At 56.7% G+C, this 22285-nt stretch carries 20 protein-coding genes; 3 read left to right on the forward strand and 17 right to left on the reverse strand.

The annotated features are described in order from the left end of the window. Nucleotides 1-34 precede the first annotated feature (34 nt). The 8 genes from BM205_RS16940 to BM205_RS16975 all read right to left on the reverse strand — a co-directional run bounded on the left by BM205_RS16940 (nt 35) and on the right by BM205_RS16975 (nt 8095). Entirely contained in the window at nt 35-961 is a 927-nt protein-coding gene (locus BM205_RS16940; protein ID WP_092416040.1) for a delta(1)-pyrroline-2-carboxylate reductase family protein, read from the reverse strand. A gap of 33 nt (nt 962-994) precedes the next feature. After that, nucleotides 995-2005: a trans-3-hydroxy-L-proline dehydratase gene (gene lhpH, locus BM205_RS16945; RefSeq protein WP_092416041.1), complete on the reverse strand. Its 1011-nt coding sequence runs from the start codon at nt 2003-2005 to the stop codon at nt 995-997. Nucleotides 2006-2121: 116 nt separating this feature from the next. Next, nucleotides 2122-3249, reverse strand: a complete 1128-nt coding sequence (locus BM205_RS16950) for a branched-chain amino acid ABC transporter substrate-binding protein (protein ID WP_092416042.1) — start codon at nt 3247-3249, stop codon at nt 2122-2124. Nucleotides 3250-3510: 261 nt separating this feature from the next. Then, on the reverse strand, nt 3511-4341 hold the full coding sequence (locus tag BM205_RS16955) for a transporter substrate-binding domain-containing protein (RefSeq protein WP_092416043.1): 831 nt from the start codon (nt 4339-4341) through the stop codon (nt 3511-3513). Between the two features lie 18 nt (nt 4342-4359). Continuing rightward, nucleotides 4360-5133 carry an ABC transporter permease gene (locus BM205_RS16960; protein ID WP_092416044.1) on the reverse strand — a complete coding sequence of 258 codons (774 nt, stop codon included), beginning with the start codon at nt 5131-5133 and terminating at the stop codon, nt 4360-4362. A gap of 84 nt (nt 5134-5217) precedes the next feature. After that, the gene (locus BM205_RS16965) at nt 5218-6225 is read right to left on the reverse strand and encodes an ABC transporter substrate-binding protein (protein ID WP_371326505.1); all 1008 of its coding nucleotides are present in this window, start codon (nt 6223-6225) and stop codon (nt 5218-5220) included. Then, nucleotides 6222-6995 carry an ABC transporter ATP-binding protein gene (locus BM205_RS16970; protein ID WP_092416045.1) on the reverse strand — a complete coding sequence of 258 codons (774 nt, stop codon included), beginning with the start codon at nt 6993-6995 and terminating at the stop codon, nt 6222-6224. The genes BM205_RS16965 and BM205_RS16970 overlap by 4 nt, the downstream gene beginning before the upstream one ends. A 179-nt stretch (nt 6996-7174) precedes the next feature. Then, the gene (locus BM205_RS16975; protein ID WP_092416046.1) at nt 7175-8095 is read right to left on the reverse strand and encodes an SDR family oxidoreductase; all 921 of its coding nucleotides are present in this window, start codon (nt 8093-8095) and stop codon (nt 7175-7177) included. Between the two features lie 11 nt (nt 8096-8106). Here BM205_RS16975 and BM205_RS16980 point away from each other — a divergent pair, with 11 nt between their 5' ends. The 3 genes from BM205_RS16980 (at nt 8107) to BM205_RS16990 (ending at nt 11086) form a co-directional block, all read left to right on the forward strand. Then, on the forward strand, nt 8107-9132 hold the full coding sequence (locus tag BM205_RS16980; RefSeq protein ID WP_092416047.1) for a CDP-6-deoxy-delta-3,4-glucoseen reductase: 1026 nt from the start codon (nt 8107-8109) through the stop codon (nt 9130-9132). 232 nt (nt 9133-9364) lie between these two features. Next, a complete protein-coding gene (locus BM205_RS16985) occupies nt 9365-10567 on the forward strand; it encodes an acetylornithine transaminase (RefSeq protein WP_092416117.1) in 1203 nt (400 codons plus the stop codon). A 36-nt stretch (nt 10568-10603) separates the two neighbouring features. Further along, nucleotides 10604-11086, forward strand: coding sequence for a C40 family peptidase (locus BM205_RS16990; RefSeq protein WP_092416048.1), 483 nt, complete (start codon nt 10604-10606; stop codon nt 11084-11086). Between the two features lie 110 nt (nt 11087-11196). On the opposite strand, the gene lpdA is transcribed toward BM205_RS16990, so the two are convergent. The 9 genes from lpdA to BM205_RS17035 all read right to left on the reverse strand — a co-directional run bounded on the left by lpdA (nt 11197) and on the right by BM205_RS17035 (nt 21710). Continuing rightward, nucleotides 11197-13305: a dihydrolipoyl dehydrogenase gene (lpdA, locus tag BM205_RS16995; RefSeq protein WP_092416049.1), complete on the reverse strand. Its 2109-nt coding sequence runs from the start codon at nt 13303-13305 to the stop codon at nt 11197-11199. A 91-nt stretch (nt 13306-13396) separates the two neighbouring features. Further along, complete coding sequence (locus BM205_RS17000) at nt 13397-13966, reverse strand: Ntn hydrolase family protein (protein WP_092416050.1); 570 nt, start codon at nt 13964-13966, stop codon at nt 13397-13399. An 81-nt stretch (nt 13967-14047) separates the two neighbouring features. Further along, the gene (gene aceF, locus BM205_RS17005) at nt 14048-15373 is read right to left on the reverse strand and encodes a dihydrolipoyllysine-residue acetyltransferase (RefSeq protein ID WP_092416051.1); all 1326 of its coding nucleotides are present in this window, start codon (nt 15371-15373) and stop codon (nt 14048-14050) included. A gap of 167 nt (nt 15374-15540) precedes the next feature. Then, complete coding sequence (aceE, locus tag BM205_RS17010; protein WP_092416052.1) at nt 15541-18237, reverse strand: pyruvate dehydrogenase (acetyl-transferring), homodimeric type; 2697 nt, start codon at nt 18235-18237, stop codon at nt 15541-15543. Nucleotides 18238-18700: 463 nt separating this feature from the next. After that, nucleotides 18701-19321, reverse strand: coding sequence for a glycerol-3-phosphate 1-O-acyltransferase PlsY (gene plsY, locus BM205_RS17015; RefSeq protein WP_092416053.1), 621 nt, complete (start codon nt 19319-19321; stop codon nt 18701-18703). Nucleotides 19322-19384: 63 nt separating this feature from the next. Beyond that, complete coding sequence (gene ybaK / locus BM205_RS17020) at nt 19385-19870, reverse strand: Cys-tRNA(Pro) deacylase (protein WP_092416054.1); 486 nt, start codon at nt 19868-19870, stop codon at nt 19385-19387. A gap of 166 nt (nt 19871-20036) precedes the next feature. Next, entirely contained in the window at nt 20037-20228 is a 192-nt protein-coding gene (locus BM205_RS17025; protein ID WP_092416055.1) for a hypothetical protein, read from the reverse strand. A 109-nt stretch (nt 20229-20337) separates the two neighbouring features. Beyond that, a complete protein-coding gene (gene xerD, locus BM205_RS17030) occupies nt 20338-21276 on the reverse strand; it encodes a site-specific tyrosine recombinase XerD (RefSeq protein WP_092416056.1) in 939 nt (312 codons plus the stop codon). Beyond that, nucleotides 21273-21710 (reverse strand): methylated-DNA--[protein]-cysteine S-methyltransferase, encoded by a 438-nt coding sequence (locus BM205_RS17035; protein ID WP_371326506.1) that lies wholly within the window; start codon nt 21708-21710, stop codon nt 21273-21275. Before BM205_RS17035 ends, xerD begins: the two co-directional genes overlap by 4 nt. Between the last annotated feature and the right edge of the window lie 575 nt (nt 21711-22285).

The raw sequence follows: 22285 nt of genomic DNA on the forward strand, positions 1-22285 counted from the left end.
CGGCTTCTACGGCGTTACGAATCACGTTAGCCCTTCATGCGCGCGCAAGCGATGCAATCGCGACGCGCGCCGCCGCCAGGTCCCACGCGGCCTGGCCGACGGTTTTATATACCGGCAGCAGCGTTTCCCGGGTAAAGCCATGCGCCAGCACCTCGGGCAATTCACGCACTTTGCTCCAGTCGATCTGCGCTTGCAGCAAATCGCCGGCTTCATGCCTGGCGCCGGCCAGGCAGTCGACCACCACGGTGCGGCTGTGCAAAAGCTCGGCCGGGAACTCCACCATGTCCGGCTTGAAGGCCCCTACGCCGATCGCCAACGTGTTCGCGGCGATATTGGCAGGAATCACAGCGGTGCGCGAAGTGGTCAAGGCTATCAGGACGTCTGTGGGCGGTAAATCGGTGGCCAGCGTGGCGGCGTCCAGCGGCTTGACGACGATGTGCGGATGACGCAACAACAAGGCATCGCAAAATTCCCGGGTCTTTTGCATGTCGCGGGCCGCTACCCAGAATTCATTGACGCCAAAATAGTCGATCAGACCGTCGGCATGCGCGATTGCTTGCACCCCGGTGCCGATCAGCAGTGCGGATTTCGGCTGGAACGGCAGCAAGGCTTCGATACCGAGCAAACTTACCGCGGCCGTCCGGCGCGCAGTAACGGTAGGACCATGCAACAACGCCAGGCGGCGGCCGCTGGCGGCGTCGAACACTACCACTTCGCCCTGAATCGCCGGCAACTGGTACTGCGCGTTATTGGCATGCACAGTGATCAGCTTGGTCATGCCGATATCGGCAGCGATAGCCGGCATGCATAACAGTACGCTGGCCTTGTCGATTTCCACCACCATGCGCTCGGGCGCGTTGATCGTGCCTTCACGCAGTTGTTGCGCAACAGTTACCAGCGCAGGCACCAGCTCGGAATAAGGCAGTGCGGCGGCGGTACTTTCGGCGTCGAGAATTTGCATATTGTTTTGACGATAAAAAAGAATCGGCGCAAATCAGCGCAAGAAGAAGCCCTGCGGGAACGGATCGCTATCTTCCAGCACCCACTGGTTGAAACCCATGATGTGGGCGTTACCGGTCACTTCAGTATGCACTGCATCGAATTCGCCGACTTTGGTAGTGCCGGTCACCCGAACCTTGAAACAACTGCCGACAATGCTTTCGTTCACCAATGTTTGATTCAATGCCAGTTTCTGCCGCAGGAACAATTGCGCGGCGCGGCCCGAAGTGCCGGTACCGGTCGGCGAACGGTCTACCTCACGGTCGGCAAAGATGCAGACATTGGCTTGATCCGCATTCGGATCGTTCGGTGCACCGTCGACGATGGTGCCGTACAAGGTATCCAGGCCCGGCTCCAGCGGATGCTGGATTTTGACTTTGTCCTTGACCGCCTGCTTGGTTTCCGCGCCCAGCTGGATCAGGTTGCGTACCAGCTCCGGCTTGATCTTGAGCCCGGTCTGATCGGCATTCATGTAGTAGTAGAAAGCGCCGCCGAAAACGATATCACCGGTGACTTTGCCAAAGCTCGGTGTCTCGACCTCGACATCGCGCTGATAAATAAATGCCGGCACATTGCGGAAAGTGACGGCGCCAGCGCGTGTGCCGTCCCACTCGACCTGCGCTTCGATGAAGCCGGCGGGGGTATCAAAGCCGATGCGTGTCAGCGGTATCGTACGTTCCACATGATTGAGTTCCACCAGCACTTTACCGAGCGCGATGATGCCGTGGCCGCACATGTCGCTATAACCTTCGTTATGGATGAAGATCACGCCAAAATCGGCGGCCGGCGTCACTGGCGGCAACAGATACGCACCGTACATGTCGGCATGTCCGCGCGGCTCGTTCATCAGGAACTGGCGGACGTCGTCGCGCTGTGCCTTGAGCCAGCTGCGGCGCTCGAGAATCGTCTTGCCCGGTACCGGCGGCAAACCGGAAATCACGATGCGCAACGGCTCACCGCCGGTGTGCGCATCTACCGTATGTATGGTGCGTGTGTAACTTAACATGGGGGATTTTGTTTGAAGAAAATTGCGAATATTGTGCAGGGTGGGCAAAGAAAACTTGCCCACCCTACGTCCAACCGCTCAGGTAGCGTGGGCACAGGTGCCCGCGCATAAGCTGGTTAGTAGCTGGTCAGCGCTTCCGGCACACCGGCCTTGAAGCGATAAACCGTTACCGGCGATTGCTTCAGATCGTGGTTGGCGTCGAATTCATAAGAGCCGGCTACACCCTTGTAATGAATTTTTTCCATCGCCGATACGTATTGCTTAGGCTCTACCGAATTGGCTTCCTTCATCGCCTGTGCAATCAGCATCATGCCGTCGTAGAACGATGCCGCATAGGTTTCTGCAGGACGGCTGTAACGTTTCTGGTAGTCTGCCGCGAAAGTTTTACCTGAAGCGAGCTTGTCCAGCAAGGCGCCGCCCTGTGTGCAATACACCTGGTCGGTAATCGCATCGCCGCCCAGACGGCCCATTTCCGGCGAGCAGATGCCATCGCCGCCCAGGAACTTGGCGCTCACGCCCAACTGTTTCATCTGGCGTGTCATCGGGCCGCCCTGAGGTGCATAGCCGCCGTAGAAAATCGCGTCAGGCTTCTTGGCCTTGATGCTGGTCAGGATGGCGGTGAAATCGGTCGCCTTGTCATTGGTGAAGTCATTGCCGAGCACCTTGATGCCGTTGGCTTTGGCGACTTTCGAAAACTCTTCCGCCAGGCCTTGGCCATAGGCAGTGCGGTCATCGATGATCGACACTGTCTTGACCTTCAGTTCCTTGGCCGCGTACAGCGCCATCTTGCCACCCAGCTGGCTGTCGCTGGCTGCCACCCGGAATACCGAGTGGAAGCCTTGCAAAGTCACTTTTGGATTGGAGGCAACGGTGCCCATCACGATACCGGCGTCGTTATAGACGCGCGATGCAGGAATCGTAACGCCCGAGTTGTAAGGGCCGACCACTGCCTTGACGCCCATGTCGACCAGTTTTTGCGCTACGCCGACGCCGGAACGCGGATCAGCTTGGTCATCTTCCATCTGGGCGACGAACTTGATTTTCTTGCCGCCGATTACCATGCCCTGGGCATTCAGCTTATCGATCGCCATGGCCAGGCCACCTTGGTTGTCGCGGCCGGCAGATGCCTGAGGGCCGGTCAACGGGCTGCTGAAGCCGATTTTTACTTCTTGTGTCTCCTGCGCCATCGCGAGCGCTGGGAATGCAGCCAACATAACCATCATCAATTTGGTCCGTGCGTACATGGCGTATCCTTTCGTCTGTCTTTAATAATAGTGTTTTTTTAATAATGGCACCCATCGTCAGGCGTGGGTGCCAAGGACGTCTCTTGCAGATCGAATCCTAGCAGGGACGCCGCCACATTAAATTCTTTTATGCGGCAGGTTCTCCGTAGATTCGATGGCAAAATGACTCGATCCGACTCGGATTTTAGTTGCTATCCGACGACGAAGGAAACGAATTGAAGGTAGGTGAAGGTGGGTGACACGCAAGCCGAGTCGGCGCGGTCAGTGGCAATCGGGTACGTTCTGGTCCAGGTAGACCTCGAAAGCGACGTTATTGATCCATTTTTTTCGATTGTCGGCCCAGTAGCCGCTATCGCCCCATGCGCCGTTCAGTTGCTGCAGATAGGTAGCCAGCTCGGTATCCGCCGGCCTGATCGCGAAGGTCAGCGTGGCCGGGCTACCATCCAGCGGCAGGCTGGCCGAGAATTTTTTCCATTCGGGCAGGTCAAGCATGCCGTTCAAGACTGCATCGTCGTGTACTGCGGCGTCGCAGGCGCCGGTCCTGAGCGCCAGCAAGGCGTCGGCCGGCGCGTTAACTACTTTTTCGACGGCGCCATAGCTGGCCGCCAAGATGCCCACATAGGCTCCGCCTCGCGCCACGCATACGCTGCGGCCGCGCAGTTGCGCGAGGCGCTTGATGTCGGTATCGCTGCGCATGATCAGTTTGGGGCGTGCCTGATAGCTGGTCGGCAGCAGTGTTGCGCGTGCGCGCAGCGTGTCGGCATCGGCCTGTTTCAGATTCAACAGCAACAGATCGACTTTGCCCTGCGCCAGCAGTTGCTGCCGACTCTGCGCCGTGACTTTTACCGTCCGCAGTGTGACACCCAGGCGCTGCGCCAGATCTTCAGCGGCGGCGTTGTAGAAACCTTCCGGAGTCCGATACTTTGCGCCCGCGGCATATTCCGGCACGACATAGCTGACGCCAACCACCAATTGGCCGCGCTGCCTGATCTGTTGCAAGCTGGCCGCCGCAGCTGTAGCGCTAAGCTGCAGCGCACAGGCAAGTAACAGTAGCGCGAATCGGAGGAATGAAAACGGCGGCATAACGATCATTGGTTCCTGATCAAACGATCAGACGTACTGGTAGCGCAATACCCTGTGCTTCAGATTTTCCAGGATAAACTGGTCGATCAGCGCCGCCAGGATCGCAATCGCGAGAATATTGGTCATCACACCGACCATGTCCGCAGTTTCGCCGGCATAGGCCAGGGTACGCCCCAGCCCCTTGCCAAAACCGATCAGCATTTCCGCCGAAATCAACGCGCGCCAGGCGTTACCGAATGCCAGCTGGGCGCCGGTAATCAGTTCCGGCATGACCGCCGGCAAATACACCCGTTTCAACATGTCCCAACGCGTTGCGCCCATCACCCGCGCTGCCGACACATGCACCTGCTGCACGCTTTCGGTGGCATTCATGACGCTCAATGCGGCCGGGAAAAATGCCGCCAATGCAACGACCACCATGATCGGCAGATTACCGAAACCCATCAGTATCAGAAACAGCGGCACCCAGGCAATCGACGGAATCGACTGTAGGATGATGATGGCCGATTTCAGGACTTCGCGGAAGAAAAACAGGACGGCGCCGATCAGGCCGAAGCCGATCCCGCACAGCATTGCCACCGCATAACCGCCACCGAGCCGGGTCAGGCTACCCCACAGGGCGGTACGAAATTCCGGCGTCAGCGCCTCTTGCCACAAGCGCTCCAGCACCGGCAACACGCCCGGCATCAGGAAATCAGGCAAGGACCACGCCGCAATCTGCCACAACAGGAAAATAAACAAAATGGCCAGCAGCATGGCAAGTTTTTTGCGGTAACCGACCAGCCGGCTTTGAATACTCATAGATGAACCGAAACAATACGTAGTTGTTGAAATAAGGCCGCCCGGGACAGGGCGGCCGGCGATGCCGGGTGGTTAAAATCAGGGTTACAGTTTGCGATCCTTTTGCCAGTCCAGGTCAATGATCGCATTGACGTTGAACGGCTTGCCGTCGCGTGTCTTGAGCGAACCTTGCTCTTGCAGGATGTTTGCCAGTTCCTGCATGCGCGCCAGTTCCTTGGCGGTCAGCACGGCGCTGAATGTCTGGCTCTTGATCGCATCGCGGATCACCGTCTCACGCGGCAGGTCGCCGTGCTTCAGTGTCTTCAGAGTCGGATCGGCGATGAAATAGCCGGCGATCAGTTTCGATGCTGCCGCCGGATCTTTTTGCAAAAGATCGATCGCTTCGCGTTGCGCATCCAGCGACTTCCAGACCGCATCACGACGCTTGGCCAAAGTCTCGCCGGAAGTAATCACCACCATGCAAGGGAAAGGCCAGACTTCGCCGACTTCATAAATCTGCTTGACCGGCGCCACCAGCTTCGCAATGCTGGCTTGCGGTTCGAACAGGAAAGCGGCATCGACGCGCTTGCCCACCAGCGATTGCACCGCCACCTGCGGACTGACGCCGAGAATATTGACGTCGTCGGCTTTCAAACCGGCGTTCTTGAGCGTCACGCCTTTGAGGACGGTATCGGCAGTGCTGCCTTCCGCTTGCGATGCCAGGGTGTGCCCTTTCAATCCAGCCACATCCTTGATGCCGCTATCCTCGCGCACCACGATGGCGTGATAACCATGCTGAGCACCGGCCACCACCTTGAGATCGGCGCCTTTGGAAGCCCAGGCGGCGGCATTGGTGAAGCCCAGCACACCGCTATCAAGCTGGCCGCCGACGATGGCTTTGATCAGGTCGGTGCCGGATTTGAATTCGATCAGTTCTACTTCCAGGCCGTGCTTCTTGTAGAAACCACCTTCAAAGGCGGCGATCGCCTGCGCATCGTCCATCACTCGCAGGTAACCGATCTTGAATTTCTCGGCGGCGCCGGCGTGGCTTGCCAGTGTTAGCAGCAATACGGGAATCAGCAATAGCGGCTTTAATTGAATTCTGAATTTCATGCGGCAATTCCTTCAAGTTTTTTTGCAAATGCGTCTTGCTCTGCCTGAATCCCGAGCAGGCAAAGAATTTCCCGCCGGGTGGCGGCAAACTCGGATAAATCGTGGGTTTTCTCGTGGTGGTTCAGATTGAATTCACGCAGCACTTTGGCCGGGCGCGGGCTAAACACCAGAATCCGGTCGGCCAGGAACAAAGCCTCGTCGACATCGTGCGTCACCAAGAGTACCGTCGGCCGCTCTTCCCGAATCAACTGCCGCAGGGAATCCTGCAAGGTCATGCGGGTCAGCGCATCCAGCGCGCCAAACGGCTCGTCCAGCAGTAATACTTTAGGTTTAGTGATGAAGGCACGCGCCAGCGCCGCGCGTTGGCGCATGCCGCCTGAAACCTGGTGCGGATAGTAAGCTTCGAAACCCTGCAGGCTGACTTTGGAAAGCCAGTCGCGCGCTTGCTTACGCGCGTTGGCCTTGCTGACTTTTTGCAACTCCAACGCCAACGCCACGTTCGCTTCCAGCGTCAGCCACGGGTACAGCGCATTCTCCTGGAACATCAACATCCGTTCGGGATGCGGACCTTTGATCGCCTGGCCATCGGCCAGCACCGCACCGCTGCTGGGAGCGCCAAGGCCCGCCGCCAGATGCAATAAAGTCGATTTACCGCAGCCGGACGGGCCGACCAGGGCGACCAGTTCGCCTTCTTCGATCTCACGGCTGAAATCGGCGATCACCGGCAAGCCGGAGAATTGCTTGTTGATATGCTGGAAAGATAACTTCATGGGGTAAGGGGGCCTTTGCGTCGTCTGGCAACGCGGGCCTAAGTCGGCTAGCGTATATAAAGTGGATTTTTTATTCACTTTCCACTTTATCGATCAACTTTCCGCCTTACAACAACTTATAACTTCTATACTTATGCGAAAAACAGATATAGAAGCCGCTCATAGCATTTTTGATAGCTCTATTGTCCGACCTTTGGCTTGCCAGCCGCCACCATCTCAGGCAAAGCCGTCGGTACATCCGGATAGCGCAAGCGCACTCCCAACTCCTGCTTGATACGCTGGTTTTGCAAACGGCGCGATTCCGACATAAAGGACAACAACATAGGCGACACCGCTTGTTCCAGCTCGGCACGCGGCAGCCGCGGCGACAACGGCAGGCCGAAAGCCCGGGCTACCAGATCGAAGTATTCCGCCATTTTCAACTGGGAATCGTCGCTCGCATGATAAATGCGCAGGGGCGACGCCTTGAAGACGGCCGCTACGATGATCCGGGCCAGGTCGTCGGCATGTATATGGTTGGTATACACGTCGTCGTCGTCGATCAGGGCCGGCGTCGCCTTTTGCAAACGGGCCAGCGGTAGCCGGTCTGCAGCGTAAATTCCGGGCACGCGCAGGATCGCCAGGCGCCCGCCGCGACGCCGTGCCCAGGCCCGCAACACCTGTTCCGCATCGACCCGACGCCTGGCGCGGCCATTGTGCGGACTCACGGCACGGGTTTCGTCTATCAGCGCGCCACCGCAATCGCCATAGACACCGGTGGTGCTGATATAAACAAGAGTGGCCCGCTCGGGTAAAATGGCGGCCAGATTACGGGTACGCTGGTCTTTTTCACCTGCAGAGTGCGGCGGCGCCAGATGGACGACAATCTGCGCCAGGCGGGCCAGGCGTCCCAGTGTTGACGGTTGATCAAGATCGGCCACCAGCGGAATTGCTCCGGCAGCGCGCAATTCTGCGCAACGAGCTGCCTGGCTGGTTACCGCGAATACGCGAAACCGATGCTTCAGCAGCGCTACCAAGCGCAATCCCACGTCGCCGCAGCCGAGAATCAACAGACGCGGCTTGCCTGGCTTGCCGTCATGGTTTTGTTTTATATTTTTCATTACAGGATTGTATGAGTTTTCGGATAACTGTTCAGCCTAGCGGTCGCCAATTCAGCTGCGACGAAGGCGAGACCATTCTCAATGCCGCCATCCGCGCCGGCGTCGGTCTCCCCTACGGTTGCAAAAACGGTGCATGCAGTTCGTGCAAAGGCAAGCTGCTGGACGGCGACATCACCCACGGCGCCCATCAGGAAAAAGCCCTGCCGGTCAAGGAAGAGCAATTGGGCTTTGCCCTGTTCTGCTGCGCCACGCCACATTCCGACGTTACCATCGAAGCACGCGAAGTGGCTGGCATAGGCGAATTTCCAGTACGTAAAATGCCGACCCGCGTGGTCAAGCTCGACAAGGTGGCCGATGACGTCATCGTATTGTCACTACAGTTGCCGGCTAACGAACGCCTGCAGTACCTGGCCGGCCAATACGTCGAATTCATGTTGCGCGACGGCAAGCGGCGCAGCTACAGCATGGCCAACGCGCCGTACAAGGACGAATACCTGACGTTGCATATCCGCCACATGCCGGGTGGTTTGTTTACCGATCAGGTATTTTCCACCATGAAAGAGCGCGACATCTTGCGCCTGGAAGGCCCGCTCGGCACCTTTTTCCTGCGTGAGGATTCGGACAAGCCGATGGTGCTGCTGGCCTCAGGTACCGGTTTCGCCCCGATCAAGGCCCTGATCGAACAATGTGCCCACACCGAATCGCAGCGACCGATCACCTTGTACTGGGGCGGACGCCGCCCACAGGACCTGTACATGATGGCGTTGTGCGAGGAATGGGCCAGCACGCTGCCGAACTTCAAGTTCGTGCCGGTGATTTCGAATGCGCAGCCGGAAGATCAATGGACGGGCCGTAGCGGCTTCGTCCATCAGGCGGTGATTGAGGACATGCCGGATCTGTCCGCTTACCAGGTGTATGCCTGCGGCGCGCCGATCGTGGTGGAATCGGCGCAACGCGATTTTGTCGCCCTGTGCAAGCTGCCGGCCGAAGAGTTTTATGCGGATTCGTTTACTTCAGAAGCGGATCTCGCGTCCTAGCACCGAAATTTGTGGGAACAGCCGACAACAACGGCGCAAATATTTTTTGACGCACCACACAAAAGGTCCTAATATTTGCGTCATGAACATGATCAAGACATTGTTGCGACGCCGTAGCCCATTACCTCAGCCTGGTAAGCCGTGCGCGTGACCGTCGATTGATCACGAAGCCACAGGCGATGCCTGTGGTTTTTTTTTGCCCTTATTTTGGAGTAAGCACATGGAACACAGCGTGAAATTCAGCGATTACCCGGTCAACGACCTGATGTACATCACCAACCGCCCTCCTCTGGTGTTTACCGAAGGCGACGGCATGTGGATGACGGATCATACCGGCAAGCGTTACCTGGATTACCTGCAGGGCTGGGCCGTCAATTCGCTGGGACACTCGCCGCAATGCATCCGGGATGCGCTGCTGGAACAATCGAAGAAGATCATCAATCCTTCGCCGGCCTTTTACAATGCGCCTTCGATTGAACTGGCTCGCCTGCTGACTGCCAACTCCTGCTTCGACCGGGTGTTTTTCACGAACAGCGGTGCCGAGGCCAATGAAGGCGCGATCAAGCTGGCGCGCAAATGGGGCAAGAAGAATCCGAACCAGGACGGCCAGAACCGTTTTGAAATCATCACTTTCAATCATAGTTTTCACGGTCGTACCCTGGCCACCATGTCAGCCAGCGGTAAACCGGGCTGGGATACGATTTTTGCACCGCAAGTGCCAGGATTTCCAAAAGCCGAACTGAACGATCTGGCCAGCGTCGAAAAACTGATCAACGACAAGACCGTCGCTGTCATGCTGGAGCCGGTACAGGGCGAAAGCGGCGTGATCCCGGCGACACGCGAATTCATGCAAGGCTTGCGCGAACTGACCAAGAAGCACAACGTCTTGCTGATCGTCGATGAAGTGCAATCCGGCATGGGCCGCAGCGGCGAACTGTTCGCGTATCAGTTATCCGGCATCACACCGGATATCATGACGCTCGGTAAAGGTATCGGTGGCGGCGTGCCGCTGGCGGCGTTGCTCGCGCGTGAAGAGATCGCCTGCTTCGAGGCCGGCGACCAGGGCGGTACCTACAATGGCAATCCGCTGATGACGGCGGTCGGCGTCGCGGTGATCAATACCTTGCTGGCGCCAGGTTTCCTGCAATCGGTGAAAGACAAGGGTGCCTACCTGAGCAGCGAGTTGTTGAAACTTACCGAAAAGCACGGGCTCGAAGGCGAGCGTGGCGAAGGTTTGTTGCGCGCACTGAAACTGGGGAGCGACATCGGCCCGCAGATCGTCGATATCGCACGCGACCTGAATCCGGTCGGCCTGCTGCTGAACTCGCCGCGGCCGAACCTGCTGCGCTTCATGCCGTCGCTGAACGTGACGATTGCGGAAATCGACCAGATGATCGCCATGTTGTCGGACGTGATAAGCCAGCTTAAGAAGTAAGACTGATAGCAAAAGGTAAATCAGGGTGTGTATTCGATGACGATCAGAAATCTCTTTATCTGTTGCCTGGCTTTGTTGCTGGCAGCTTGCGGCGGAACCGGTTTGGTCCGCCCCGGCTCCGCCGACGACGCACCTGTCAGCGAAAAGGGCAACAACATCGTCATCTACTCGCTGGGCCTGATTGATACCAACTATCGCTTCGGCGGCAAGAACCCGGAAGCCGGGCTCGATTGCAGCGGCATGGTCACTTACGTGTATAAACAGGCGGCGGGGCTCAATGTCACCGGTAGCGCGGCAGATATCGCGCGCCAGGGAAAAAGTATTTCCAAGGCAGAACTACGGCCTGGCGACCTGGTTTTTTTCAATACCATGCACCGCGCTTTTTCCCATGTCGGGATTTATATTGGCGACGGCCGCTTCATCAATGCGCCGTCGACCAATGGCAAGGTACGTATAGACCGTCTCGACAATCGTTATTACGCGACGCGTTTTGAGGCGGTGCGCCGGTATTTTGATTGATCGCTGTGGATTGATTACTTTCGGCTGATATAAACAAAAACGCCGTTCCGGCTGATGCTGGAACGGCGTTTTTTTATGCTGCGTGGGCACTGCGTGCCCACCCTGCTGCTTTATTTCTTCTTTGGGATGAACAGGTCGGTGATCGTGCCCAAGCCCATTTCAGCCGCAAACATCGGCGTCTCCGACAGCGTCGGATGGGCATGGATGGTCAACGCCAGGTCTTCCAGGTCGGCGCCCATTTCCATCGCCAGCACGGTTTCCGCCAACAGCTCGCCGGCATTCACGCCAACGATACCGGCGCCGATGATGCGTTTTGTGGTCGGATCCCACAACAGCTTGGTCATGCCGTCGTCGCGGCCCATTGCCAGTGCACGGCCGCTTGCCGCCCACGGGAAATTGGCTTTTTCGAAAGGAATGCCTTTGGCTTTGGCTTCGGTTTCGGTCAGGCCCATCCAGGCGATTTCCGGATCGGTGTAGGCCACCGACGGAATCGTCATCGCATCGAACTCAACCTTGTGTCCGGCGATGACTTCAGCTGCAACCTTGGCTTCGTTGGTGGCTTTGTGCGCCAGCATAGGATCGCCGCAGATGTCGCCGATGGCAAAGATGTGCGGGACGTTGGTACGCTGTTGTTTGTTGGCCGGGATAAAACCACGCTCGTTGACGATCACGCCAGCTTTTTCAGCTGCGATTTCCTTGCCGTTAGGACGACGGCCTACGGCCACCAGCACCATATCGTACAGTTGCGGTTCCGGTGCTGCCGGGGAGCTGCTGTCGGCGCCTTCAAACGTTGCGCGCAAACCTTCTTTCAAGGCTTCCAGTTTGGTGACCTTGGTTTTCAGGTAAATCGCTTCGTAGCGTTTTTCGATACGCTTTTGCAGCGGCTTGACGACGTCGCGGTCGGCCGCAGGAATCAAGCCGTCGGCAAATTCGACCACCGTTACCTTGGAGCCGAGCGCGTCATACACGCAAGCCATTTCCAGGCCGATGATGCCACCGCCGATGACCAGCAGTTTCTTCGGAATCTGGCGCAGTTCCAGCGCGCCGGTGGAATCGATCAGACGCGGATCGTCGTACGGGAAACCGGGGATGCGGGCGACCGAAGAACCGGCGGCGATAATCGCATTCTTGAAACCGACTACTTTCGGACCGTCAGCGGTGGCTACCGTGATCGTGTTGGCTGAGCTGAATTCCCCCTTGCCGGTCAACACTTGCACTTTGCGCGCCTTCGACAACCCGCTCAGGCCGCCGGTCAATTTCTTGATGACGCTTTCTTTCCAGCCGCGCAAGGCATCGATGTCGATTTCCGGCGCCGACATCTTGACGCCGAAATGCGCCATTTCTTCCGCTTCTGTAATCACCTTGGCTGCATGCAAAAGCGCCTTGGATGGAATACAACCGACGTTCAGGCAAACCCCGCCGAGGCTAGGATAACGCTCGATCATCACCACGCTTTGGCCCAGGTCGGCAGCACGGAATGCTGCGGTATAGCCGCCAGGACCAGCGCCCAGCACCATGGTGTCGCACTCGATATCGACCTTGCCGGCGAAACTGACGGCGGCGGGAGCCGCTACAGCAGGCGCAGCTGCCGGAGCAGGGGCCGTAGCTGCTGGCGCAGCAGGAGCTACCCCGGCAGCACCGACGGTTTCCAGCAACACGATCAGGGAACCTTCGCTAACCTTGTCGCCGACCTTGACCTTGATTTCCTTGATCGTACCGGCCTGGCTGGAAGGAATCTCCATGCTGGCCTTGTCCGATTCAACGGTAATCAGCGACTGGTCGACCTTGACGCTGTCGCCAACCTTGACCATCAACTCGATGACGTCGACTTCCTTGACATCGCCGATATCCGGCACTTTGATTTCGATCGTGCTGACGGCGCCGGTCGCTGCGGCTGGTGCAGTCGCAGCAGCCGGGGTGGCGGCAGCTGGTGCCGCCGCTTGCGCTGGTGCGGCAGAGGGCGCAGCAGATGCTGCAGCGCCGGCAGCTTCCAACACCAGAACCAGCGAACCTTCACTAACCTTGTCGCCGACCTTGACCTTGATTTCCTTGATGACGCCGGCCTGGCTGGATGGAATCTCCATGCTGGCCTTGTCCGATTCCACCGTGATCAGCGACTGATCGACCTTGACGGTATCGCCCACCTTGACCAGCAATTCAATGACTTCTACTTCTTTGACGTCGCCGATATCCGGGACCTTGACTTCAACCATACTCATAGCGTTTGCTCCATGCTCGTTCCCCCGTCTGGAGGAAAAATGTGTGATGTAGTGTGATGCTGCGTGCCGTGCCCAGCGTGCCCTGCGCCGCCTAGGATTTCATTTCAAAACTGTGAATGCGCATCGGGGTGGCAGAACTCTTATCGAATTCAACGCCGGCATGCACCCCGACTTCGGCGATACGCTGTGCGCTGACATCCTGGTCGTAGACTGCATACATCGCGCCCAAGGCAAAATTGCGGCCACTGCCTATGCCCCAGAAACGATCGAAACTGAACACTTCGCGATAGGAATACACACCGAAAATACCGTAAGGATTGGCAATCAAGGCAGTAATCTGCGATGACTCGTAGGGATCGTCTTCATCCTCTTTGGTATTCAGGAAATACTGATCCTTGAGGATGGTGTGTACCTTGGAAAAGGTCTCGAATACCTCGTCGCGCGTATTCAGCTTGCAGTCTTCTCCCATGCCGGTCAGCAGCTTGCGCATCACCGGGAAATGCGCTGCGGTGCCAGCCAGCGTGATATACGATTCGCCAACCTGGAATATCTTGTTGTTGACCTCATAAGCATGCGACAAACGGGTATCGCCGAACGTCACCAGCGAATCAGACGCAATCGCGATTTGCCCATTTTTTTTGACGACAACACAGGTAGTCATAGTTGCTCTCCATCGGTATGCCAAATGACCGCAAGCGGCGCAAAATGAAAGGACAAGCTTTCATTTTGCGCCCGCCCGGCATCACAACAGTGTCTTGCGCATGTCGGCCAGTACTTCAGCCAGATAGACGCTAAAGCGTGCACCCATGGCGCCGTCGACAACGCGATGATCGTAAGACAAGGAGGTAGGCATCATCAGGCGCGGCACGAATTGCTTGCCATCCCAGACCGGTTTCAACGATGCTTTCGACAAGCCCAGGATCGCCACTTCAGGCGCATTGATGATCGGCGTGAATGCCGTACCACCGATACCGCCCAACGAAGAAATCGTGAAGGTTGCGCCTTGCATGTCGGCCGGCTTCAACTTGCCGTCGCGGGCTTGGGCAGACAATTCGCCCATTTCCTGGGCGATCTGGCCGATGCCCTTTTTGTCGGCATCCTTGATCACCGGTACTACCAGGCCGTTCGGCGTGTCGGCGGCAAAGCCGATGTTGTAGTACTGCTTGAGGATCAGGTTTTCACCCTTGGCATCGAGCGAGGAATTGAATGCAGGGAATTTCTTCAGCGCAGCGACGCTGGCCTTGATCACGAATGCCAGCATGGTCAGCTTGACCGGCGACTTGGCCTTGGCAAAACTGTCATTGGCTTGCTTGCGGAATTCTTCCAGCTCGGTGATATCGGCTTCGTCGAATTGCGTGACGTGCGGGATCATGACCCAGTTGCGATGCAGGTTCGGGCCGCTGAGTTTTTTGATACGCGACAACGGCAGCAACTCGGTCGGGCCTTGCTTGCTGAAATCCAGCGATGGCCATGCCAACAGATCCAGTCCGACACCGCTACCGCCCTTGCTGGCCGAAGCAGCAGCGCTACCGCTGGCCGCACCTGAGATCACGCCCTTGACGTAATTCTGTACATCTTCGTGGGTGATACGGGCCTTGATGCCGGTGCCGGCAACGCGGCTCAGGTCAACACCCAGTTCACGCGCGAATTTGCGCACCGATGGCGATGCATGCGGAATGCTGCCGCTGGCAAGGACCGGTGCTGCCGGAGCTGGCGCCGCTACCGGAGCAGGTGCAGCTACTACTGCAGGCGCCGGGGCCGGAGCTGCCGCCGTCGGTGCTGCCGGCGCCGCAGCCGGAGCGCTGGCTGGCGCCGGCGCTGCCGCAGCTGCATCGACTTCAAGTACCAGCACCAAAGTGCCTTCCTTGACCTTGTCGCCCAGCTTGACTTTCAATTCCTTGATCACACCCGCATGACTGGACGGGATTTCCATGCTGGCCTTGTCGGATTCGACCGTGATCAGCGATTGATCAACCTTTACCGTGTCGCCGACCTTGACCATCAATTCAATGACTTCAACTTCACTGACGTCGCCGATATCCGGGACTTTGACTTCCACCATACTCATCGCTTAGCTCCATTCATTCTGCCCGCTGTAAATCGCGGGCCTGAGTTTCCTTTCAGAAAATTCAGGCCCGCGTTCATAGCCGTGGAAATTTTAATACTGGCTTGGTTACCGTTACTCTTACCTGCTATTGCTTGCTAACTTGTTGTCCAGTTATCAAGACCAGTACCTTATTGCGTGACCGGATTCGGCTTCTCCGGATTGATACCATACTTGGTAATCGCATCGGCGACAACCGAGGCTTTGATCTTGCCGTCGTCCGCCAGGGCCTTCAATGCCGCCACTGCCACATAGTAGCGGTTGACTTCAAAGAATTCACGCAGCTTGGCGCGGGTATCCGAGCGACCGAAGCCGTCCGTGCCCAGCACCTTGTAAGTACGGCCGGCAGGAACAAAAGCACGCGCCTGCTCAGCGAAAGTACGCATGTAATCGGTGGAGACGATGATCGGACCGGTGGTGTCTTTCAGGCATTGGGTAATGTGCGCCAGACGCGGTGTTTCGGTCGGATGCAGCATGTTCCAGCGTTCGACATCCTGGCCGTCGCGGGCCAGCAAGGTGAACGATGGCGCCGACCAGATATCGGCATCGACGCCCCAGTCGCTGGCGAGCAATGCTGCGCCTTCGATGACTTCGCGCAGAATCGTGCCGGAACCCATCAGTTGTACGCGCTGCTTGTTCTTCTTGCCACCTTCTTGCAACAGATAGAGACCCTTGATGATGCCCTCTTCCTGGCCTTCCTTGAGGCCCGGATGGCTGTAGTTCTCGTTCATCAGCGTCAGGTAGTAGAACACGTCTTCCTGATTGGTGACCATGCGGCGCAGGCCGTCATGCATGATGACTGCGACTTCGTGCGAGAAGGTCGGATCGTAGGGAACGCAGTTCGGGATGGTCGAAGCCAGGACATGGCTGTGGCCATCTTCATGCTGCAAGCCTTCGCCGTTCAATGTGGTACGGCCGGCAGTGCCGCCCAGCAGGAAGCCACGGGCACGCATGTCGCCCGCTGCCCAGGCCAGGTCGCCGATACGCTGCAGACCGAACATCGAGTAGTAGGTGTAGAACGGAATCATGACCCGGTTATTGGTCGAGTAGGAAGTTGCCGCGGCAATCCATGAACTCATGCCGCCGGCTTCGTTGATCCCCTCTTGCAAGATCTGGCCAGCCTTGTCTTCACGGTAGTACATCACCTGATCTTTATCGACCGGCTCGTACAACTGGCCGACCTGGCTGAAAATACCGATCTGGCGGAACAAGCCTTCCATACCGAAAGTACGCGACTCGTCGACCATGATCGGCACTACGCGCTGACCCAGGCTCGGGTCGCGCAACAGGATGTTCAGGATACGTACGTATGCCTGGGTCGTGGAAATCTCACGGCCTTCGGCAGTCGGCTCCAGGGCGCCCTTGAATGCGGACAATTCCGGCACCACCAATACTTCGTCAGCTTTCTGACGGCGTTGCGGCAGGTAACCGCCCAGCTCTTTGCGGCGAGCGTGCAGGTATTGCATTTCCGGGGTGTCGTCGGCTGGCTTGAAGAACGGCACTTCCGCCAGCTTGTCGTCGGAAATCGGCAACTGGAAGCGGTCGCGCATGGCCTTGATGGCTTCGTCGTCCAGCTTCTTGGTGTTGTGCGCAGTATTGCGCGCTTCGCCTGATTTGCCGAAGCCGTAACCCTTGATACTCTTGACCAGCAAGACAGTCGGCTGGCCCTTGTGTTCTTGCGCCACTTTGAAAGCAGCGTAAATCTTGTGCGGATCGTGGCCGCCGCGGGTCAGGTGCCAGATATCGTCGTCCGACATCTTGCTGACCAGTTCCAGCAACTTCGGATGCTTGCCGAAGAAATGCTTACGTACGAAAGCGCCATCCTTGGCTTTGTAGTTCTGGTATTCGCCGTCGACGGTTTCCATCATCACGCGCTGCAAGATACCTTCCTTGTCGCGCGCCAGCAGATCGTCCCAGCCTGCGCCCCAGATTACCTTGACCACGTTCCAGCCGGCGCCGCGGAAATCGCTTTCCAGTTCCTGGATGATCTTGCCGTTACCGCGCACCGGACCGTCCAGGCGCTGCAGGTTACAGTTGACCACGATCACCAGGTTGTCGAGACGTTCGCGACCGGCCATGCCGATGGCGCCCATCGATTCCGGTTCGTCCATCTCACCGTCGCCGCAGAAGGCCCAAACCTTGCGGTTGGCGGTATCGGCGATGCCGCGTGCATGCAGGTATTTCAGGAAACGCGCCTGGTAAATCGCCATCAGCGGGCCCAGGCCCATCGATACGGTAGGGAATTGCCAGAAATCCGGCATCAGCTTCGGATGCGGGTAGGAAGACAGGCCGTTGCCGTCGACTTCGCGACGGAAATGCAGCAGTTGCTCTTCAGTCAGGCGGCCTTCGAGGAAAGCGCGGGCGTAAATGCCCGGCGACGAGTGGCCCTGGATGTACAACAGGTCGCCACCGTGGTTTTCAGACGGTGCATGCCAGAAATGGTTGAAGCCGATGCCCAGCATGTTGGCCAGCGATGCAAAGCTGGACAGATGGCCGCCAAGGTCGCCATCCAGACGATTGGCCTTGACCACCATCGCCATCGCATTCCAGCGCATCCACGAGCGCAGGCGCTCTTCGATCTCCAGATCGCCGGGGCAAGGCTCGCCCATGTGGGCCGGGATGGTGTTGACGTAAGCGGTGTTGCTGGAAAACGGGATCTGGGCGCCACGGCGGCGGGCCAGGTCGACCATTCTTTCCATCAGATAGTGGGCGCGTTCAGGGCCTTCGGTTTCAATAACAGCTTCGAGCGCATCAAGCCATTCTTGGGTTTCTATGACGTCTGGATCGTTGGCGGCCTGGGCCAAAACCTGGTCGAGCTGGGCTGACATGCTGAGTCTCCTGAATTTGTGCGCCTGTCCAATTTAACATCGGATTAGCGGGTTGGGTCGCAAGCATCTACGTCACTTCGTAGACGGACGCCAAATTCTAACAGGAGTTTTTTCCATTTCCAAATAGCGATATTTGATTTCATAATGCGAAAATATGCTGCACAGCAAGGTAAAATACTATGAGAAATTCTGGCTTATTAGTTTTTTCATTGCGTCGAAAAGCTGAATTCCAGCTTGAAACACCATACCGCATCGCAGCAATAATTACATATTGATATCGATAAAATCTGACATATAGCCAATTCGATATAACGACTACCGTAAATCTAAGTAAAAAAGCGCTGACCCGGAAGGGAGCAGCGCTTTTTTTATCATCGGCAGGTTGGGCAAGTTTCTTTTTGCCTATATTGCCGAATAAGCATGATGGTGGATTTGAAGTCACGCGTGGGCACAAGTGCCCACGCTACGCCGCCTTGCCGCCCTTCTTCTTGGCGCCGATACGGCTTTCCTTACCGGCCAGTAAATTGCCGATGTTTTTGGCATGGCGATAGATCAGCAAGGCGCTCATGACAACAATTGCCAGCAAAATCATGTCTGGCCCTTCCATCAAGGCATAGAAGAATGGCGCGAAGACGCTGGCAATCAAGGCCGCCAGCGAGGAATAGCGAAACGCATAGGCCACGATCATCCAGGTCGCGATGGTCGCCAGGCCCAGCCAGAGGCTGATGCCAATCAGGATGCCGAGCAACGTGGCTACACCTTTGCCGCCGGCAAAACGAAAGAACACCGGCCACAGATGTCCCAAAAATACCGCCACGGCGGCCAGCGCAACGGCGCCATCGCCCAAGCCGAATTGCGGCCCGTATTTTTGTGTCAGCCACACCGCCAGCCAGCCCTTGAAACCATCGCCGAGCAAAGTCAGGGCCGCCGCGGTTTTATTCCCGCTGCGCAGGACGTTGGTAGCGCCGGGATTATTCGAGCCGTAGGTACGCGGATCTCCCAGCCCGAATACCTTGCTGGTGATGATGCCGAACGATACCGAACCGATCAGGTAGGCGGCAAGCGCGAATAACAATATGTACATGCGTGTCTCTTTCTTTTGTATTTGGTTGATTCAGGTTTGGCGCTTATTCCGCCCTTATTCCGCCTATTCGTCCAGTCCGCACTGGACCGCTTTTGCTTGCAACAGATCTGCCACGCTTTGCGGCGCCATGCCAATCAGGTAACCACGCCGGCCACCGTTAATATATATCTTCTGCAAGGCCAGGATGCTTTCTTCTATATAGACCGGCAGCGCCTTGCGGGTAGCGAACGGCGAAGTGCCGCCGATCAGGTAGCCGGAATGTCGATTCGCCACCTCCGGTTTGCAAGGTTCGACCGACTTGCAGCCGATTTGCCGCGCCAGGTTCTTGGTCGACACCTTGCGGTCGCCGTGCATCAGGATAATCAGGGGCTTGGCTGCCTCATCCTGCATCACCAGCGTCTTCACCACATGATGTTCATCCACGCCTAACGCGCGCGCCGATACCGTGGTGCCGCCATGTTCTTCATATGCATAGGGGTGCTCGGAAAAGACCGCGCCGTGCTTGCGCAAGAATTGCGTCGCCGGGGTCTCTGCAATGTGTTTTGTCATACCGGGTATTTGAACGCAGCGCCCTGTGCCTGGGCGGCTGCTGGCAAATCATGTTTTCGTTCGTAAAACTTGACGCAGCGACAATCCCTGCCGCTGATCCAGGCTGGTCGGCTGACCGCCGCGTTGAACGTGCTTAACTAAGGTGCTTAACTAAGATGTTTAACGGTTAAGGCTGTTTTGGCTCATCGGAAGCCGGTTCGCCGGTAGCCGGCAGTTCGGACTCTGCCGCATCTTCTACGTCAACCTCAACTTCGGTGGAAGAACCTTTCTCCGCCTTACGCTTCAGCTTTTCTTCCTTCTTTTTCTTCTTCTCTAACTCTTTTTGCCGTTTTTCATACTGAAAATTCGTTTTTGCCAATTGCGCCCCCTAAATAAACTCTTGAATAGATGTATTACAGGATACAGGAGAATAATTGGGAAGATGCAGAATTCAATTTAATGGGACGATCAAAATAATTGCCAAAAAATTAACCACGCGGATGATGCGCTGCATGCAGTGCCTTCAAACGTTCACGCGCCACATGGGTATAAATTTGAGTCGTTGATATATCGGCATGCCCCAATAGTAATTGCACTACGCGCAAATCCGCGCCGTGATTCAGCAGATGAGTAGCGAAAGCATGCCGCAAGGTATGCGGCGACAAAGGCGCGTTGATGGCGGCCTTGAGTGCGTATTTCTTGATCAAGGTCCAGAACATCTGGCGCGTCATGGCGCCACCGCGGGCCGTCACGAACAACGCATCATCCATCTGACCGTCCATGATCTGACCACGCGCATCTTTCAGGTAGCGCACGATCCAGTTCCGCGCTTCCTCGCCAAACGGCAGCAGGCGCGTTTTATTACCCTTGCCGGTAATCCGCAGCACGCCTTCGTTCATGCCGACTTCCAGCGTTTTCAGCAGCACCAGCTCCGATACCCGCAAGCCGCTGGCATACATCAGCTCCAGCATGGTACGGTCGCGCAGGCCGAGCGGCGTCGCGACATCGGGCGCTGCCAGCAACGCTTCAACCTGGGCTTCGGACAATATCTTGGGAAAACGCGGCGCTTGCTTGGCAGAACGCAAATGCAGGCAAGGATCGACGCTGATGCGGTTTTGCCGCAAAGCCAGCAGATAGAAACGCTTGAGTACCGCCAGACGGCGGTTCGACGAGGTCGCCTTGCTGCTTTCATGCTTAGCCAGGAAATACGCGTTCAGATCACCGGCATTGATAGCAAACAAGGTCTTGCCATCCGGTTGCTCCTGCAACCACAAGGCGAACAGCGTCATGTCGCGCCGATAGGCTTCAAGCGAATTCTTGGCAAGGCCGTCTTCCAGCCACAAGCTGTCGCAAAACTCGTCGATCGCGGTTTGATGTTCGGTGTTTAATGCCGGTTTCGCTAGTGTGTCAGCCTTGGACCGTCTCACAAGCCGACCACGCCTTCATGCTCCAGCAACCAGCGTTTGACGCGCAGATGGAAGCCATCCTCGTCATCGTGATGAGAAAAACCGCCCAGGCCGCCGGCCGCGGTCACCCGATGACAGGGAATCACCAACGGAAACCAGTTGGCTCCGCATGCCTGCCCAACCGCGCGTGGCGCCGACTCTATCAGTTTGGCAACCTGGCCATAAGTGAGTACTTCCCCACGCGGTATTGCAGCAATCACCTTCCACACCCGGTGCTGGAAAGCAGTGCCTAGCGGCGCCAGGGGCAGGTCGAAGCGGAAATCGGGTTGTTCCAGATAACGACAGATCTGCCTGACTGCGCGTTCGGCCAACGCATCGGTGGCGTCTTTTTCGTGAAATGAGGGAGGTAGATAGACCAATTCCTGCAGCAAGCCGGCTTCAGTGCGTATGCCCATCGCACCGAATGGCGCGGCGACTACGGCAGTGAAGTGCTGCGCGGGAAGCTGGTCGCCGGCGGCGCGCTTTAATGGACTATCCGAGATTATGTTCATTCCCTAAGCATAAAATAAAAAAGGCGCATCTGTCGATGCGCCTCAAATTACTTCGTATGCACTCCCGGCTGTTTAGACAGCTTCATTCGGAGTGCAAGGTCTCCTCAGTATCCCCGGTATCAATACCGTTCTTATGCACCACCACCTACAATCCTGTTTATTCAACCTGGTTGGCAATCGCTTTTAACCGCTCCTGCCAGACGCTTAAAAAAATCTGAATTCTGTGCCACATAACTACTGTTTTCCGGAAACCGAAATCCGGTTCAATTTGCTGTGTTTTTTACAATCTGCAATGTCTAGTGTGGTCGCACTGTAACAGGTGTTACGCAGATTTAACAAATAATTTATATGAATCATTTTGACTAAACAACATAGATTTTCACTAAACCATTGTCAAATAAATACTTATTAACATCTATAAATTTCCACGTAGAAATTTATATCGCCACCTCCCCTTAAAATTATGCAAGATGGTTCGG

Origin of the sequence: Collimonas sp. OK307 (assembly GCF_900113705.1) — a bacterium.
Taxonomy (GTDB): Bacteria; Pseudomonadota; Gammaproteobacteria; order Burkholderiales; family Burkholderiaceae_D; genus Collimonas.

Bases quoted from the DNA above. Each gene is read 5' to 3' on its own strand.
- BM205_RS16940 (WP_092416040.1), bottom strand. From the start codon at position 961: ATGCAAATTCTCGACGCCGAAAGTACCGCCGCCGCACTGCCTTATTCC.
- lhpH (WP_092416041.1), bottom strand. From the start codon at position 2,005: ATGTTAAGTTACACACGCACCATACATACGGTAGATGCGCACACCGGC.
- BM205_RS16950 (WP_092416042.1), bottom strand. From the start codon at position 3,249: ATGTACGCACGGACCAAATTGATGATGGTTATGTTGGCTGCATTCCCA.
- BM205_RS16955 (WP_092416043.1), bottom strand. From the start codon at position 4,341: ATGATCGTTATGCCGCCGTTTTCATTCCTCCGATTCGCGCTACTGTTA.
- BM205_RS16960 (WP_092416044.1), bottom strand. From the start codon at position 5,133: ATGAGTATTCAAAGCCGGCTGGTCGGTTACCGCAAAAAACTTGCCATG.
- BM205_RS16965 (WP_371326505.1), bottom strand. From the start codon at position 6,225: ATGAAATTCAGAATTCAATTAAAGCCGCTATTGCTGATTCCCGTATTG.
- BM205_RS16970 (WP_092416045.1), bottom strand. From the start codon at position 6,995: ATGAAGTTATCTTTCCAGCATATCAACAAGCAATTCTCCGGCTTGCCG.
- BM205_RS16975 (WP_092416046.1), bottom strand. From the start codon at position 8,095: ATGAAAAATATAAAACAAAACCATGACGGCAAGCCAGGCAAGCCGCGT.
- BM205_RS16980 (WP_092416047.1), top strand. From the start codon at position 8,107: ATGAGTTTTCGGATAACTGTTCAGCCTAGCGGTCGCCAATTCAGCTGC.
- BM205_RS16990 (WP_092416048.1), top strand. From the start codon at position 10,604: ATGACGATCAGAAATCTCTTTATCTGTTGCCTGGCTTTGTTGCTGGCA.
- lpdA (WP_092416049.1), bottom strand. From the start codon at position 13,305: ATGAGTATGGTTGAAGTCAAGGTCCCGGATATCGGCGACGTCAAAGAA.
- BM205_RS17000 (WP_092416050.1), bottom strand. From the start codon at position 13,966: ATGACTACCTGTGTTGTCGTCAAAAAAAATGGGCAAATCGCGATTGCG.
- aceF (WP_092416051.1), bottom strand. From the start codon at position 15,373: ATGAGTATGGTGGAAGTCAAAGTCCCGGATATCGGCGACGTCAGTGAA.
- aceE (WP_092416052.1), bottom strand. From the start codon at position 18,237: ATGTCAGCCCAGCTCGACCAGGTTTTGGCCCAGGCCGCCAACGATCCA.
- plsY (WP_092416053.1), bottom strand. From the start codon at position 19,321: ATGTACATATTGTTATTCGCGCTTGCCGCCTACCTGATCGGTTCGGTA.
- ybaK (WP_092416054.1), bottom strand. From the start codon at position 19,870: ATGACAAAACACATTGCAGAGACCCCGGCGACGCAATTCTTGCGCAAG.
- BM205_RS17035 (WP_371326506.1), bottom strand. From the start codon at position 21,710: ATGGGCATACGCACTGAAGCCGGCTTGCTGCAGGAATTGGTCTATCTA.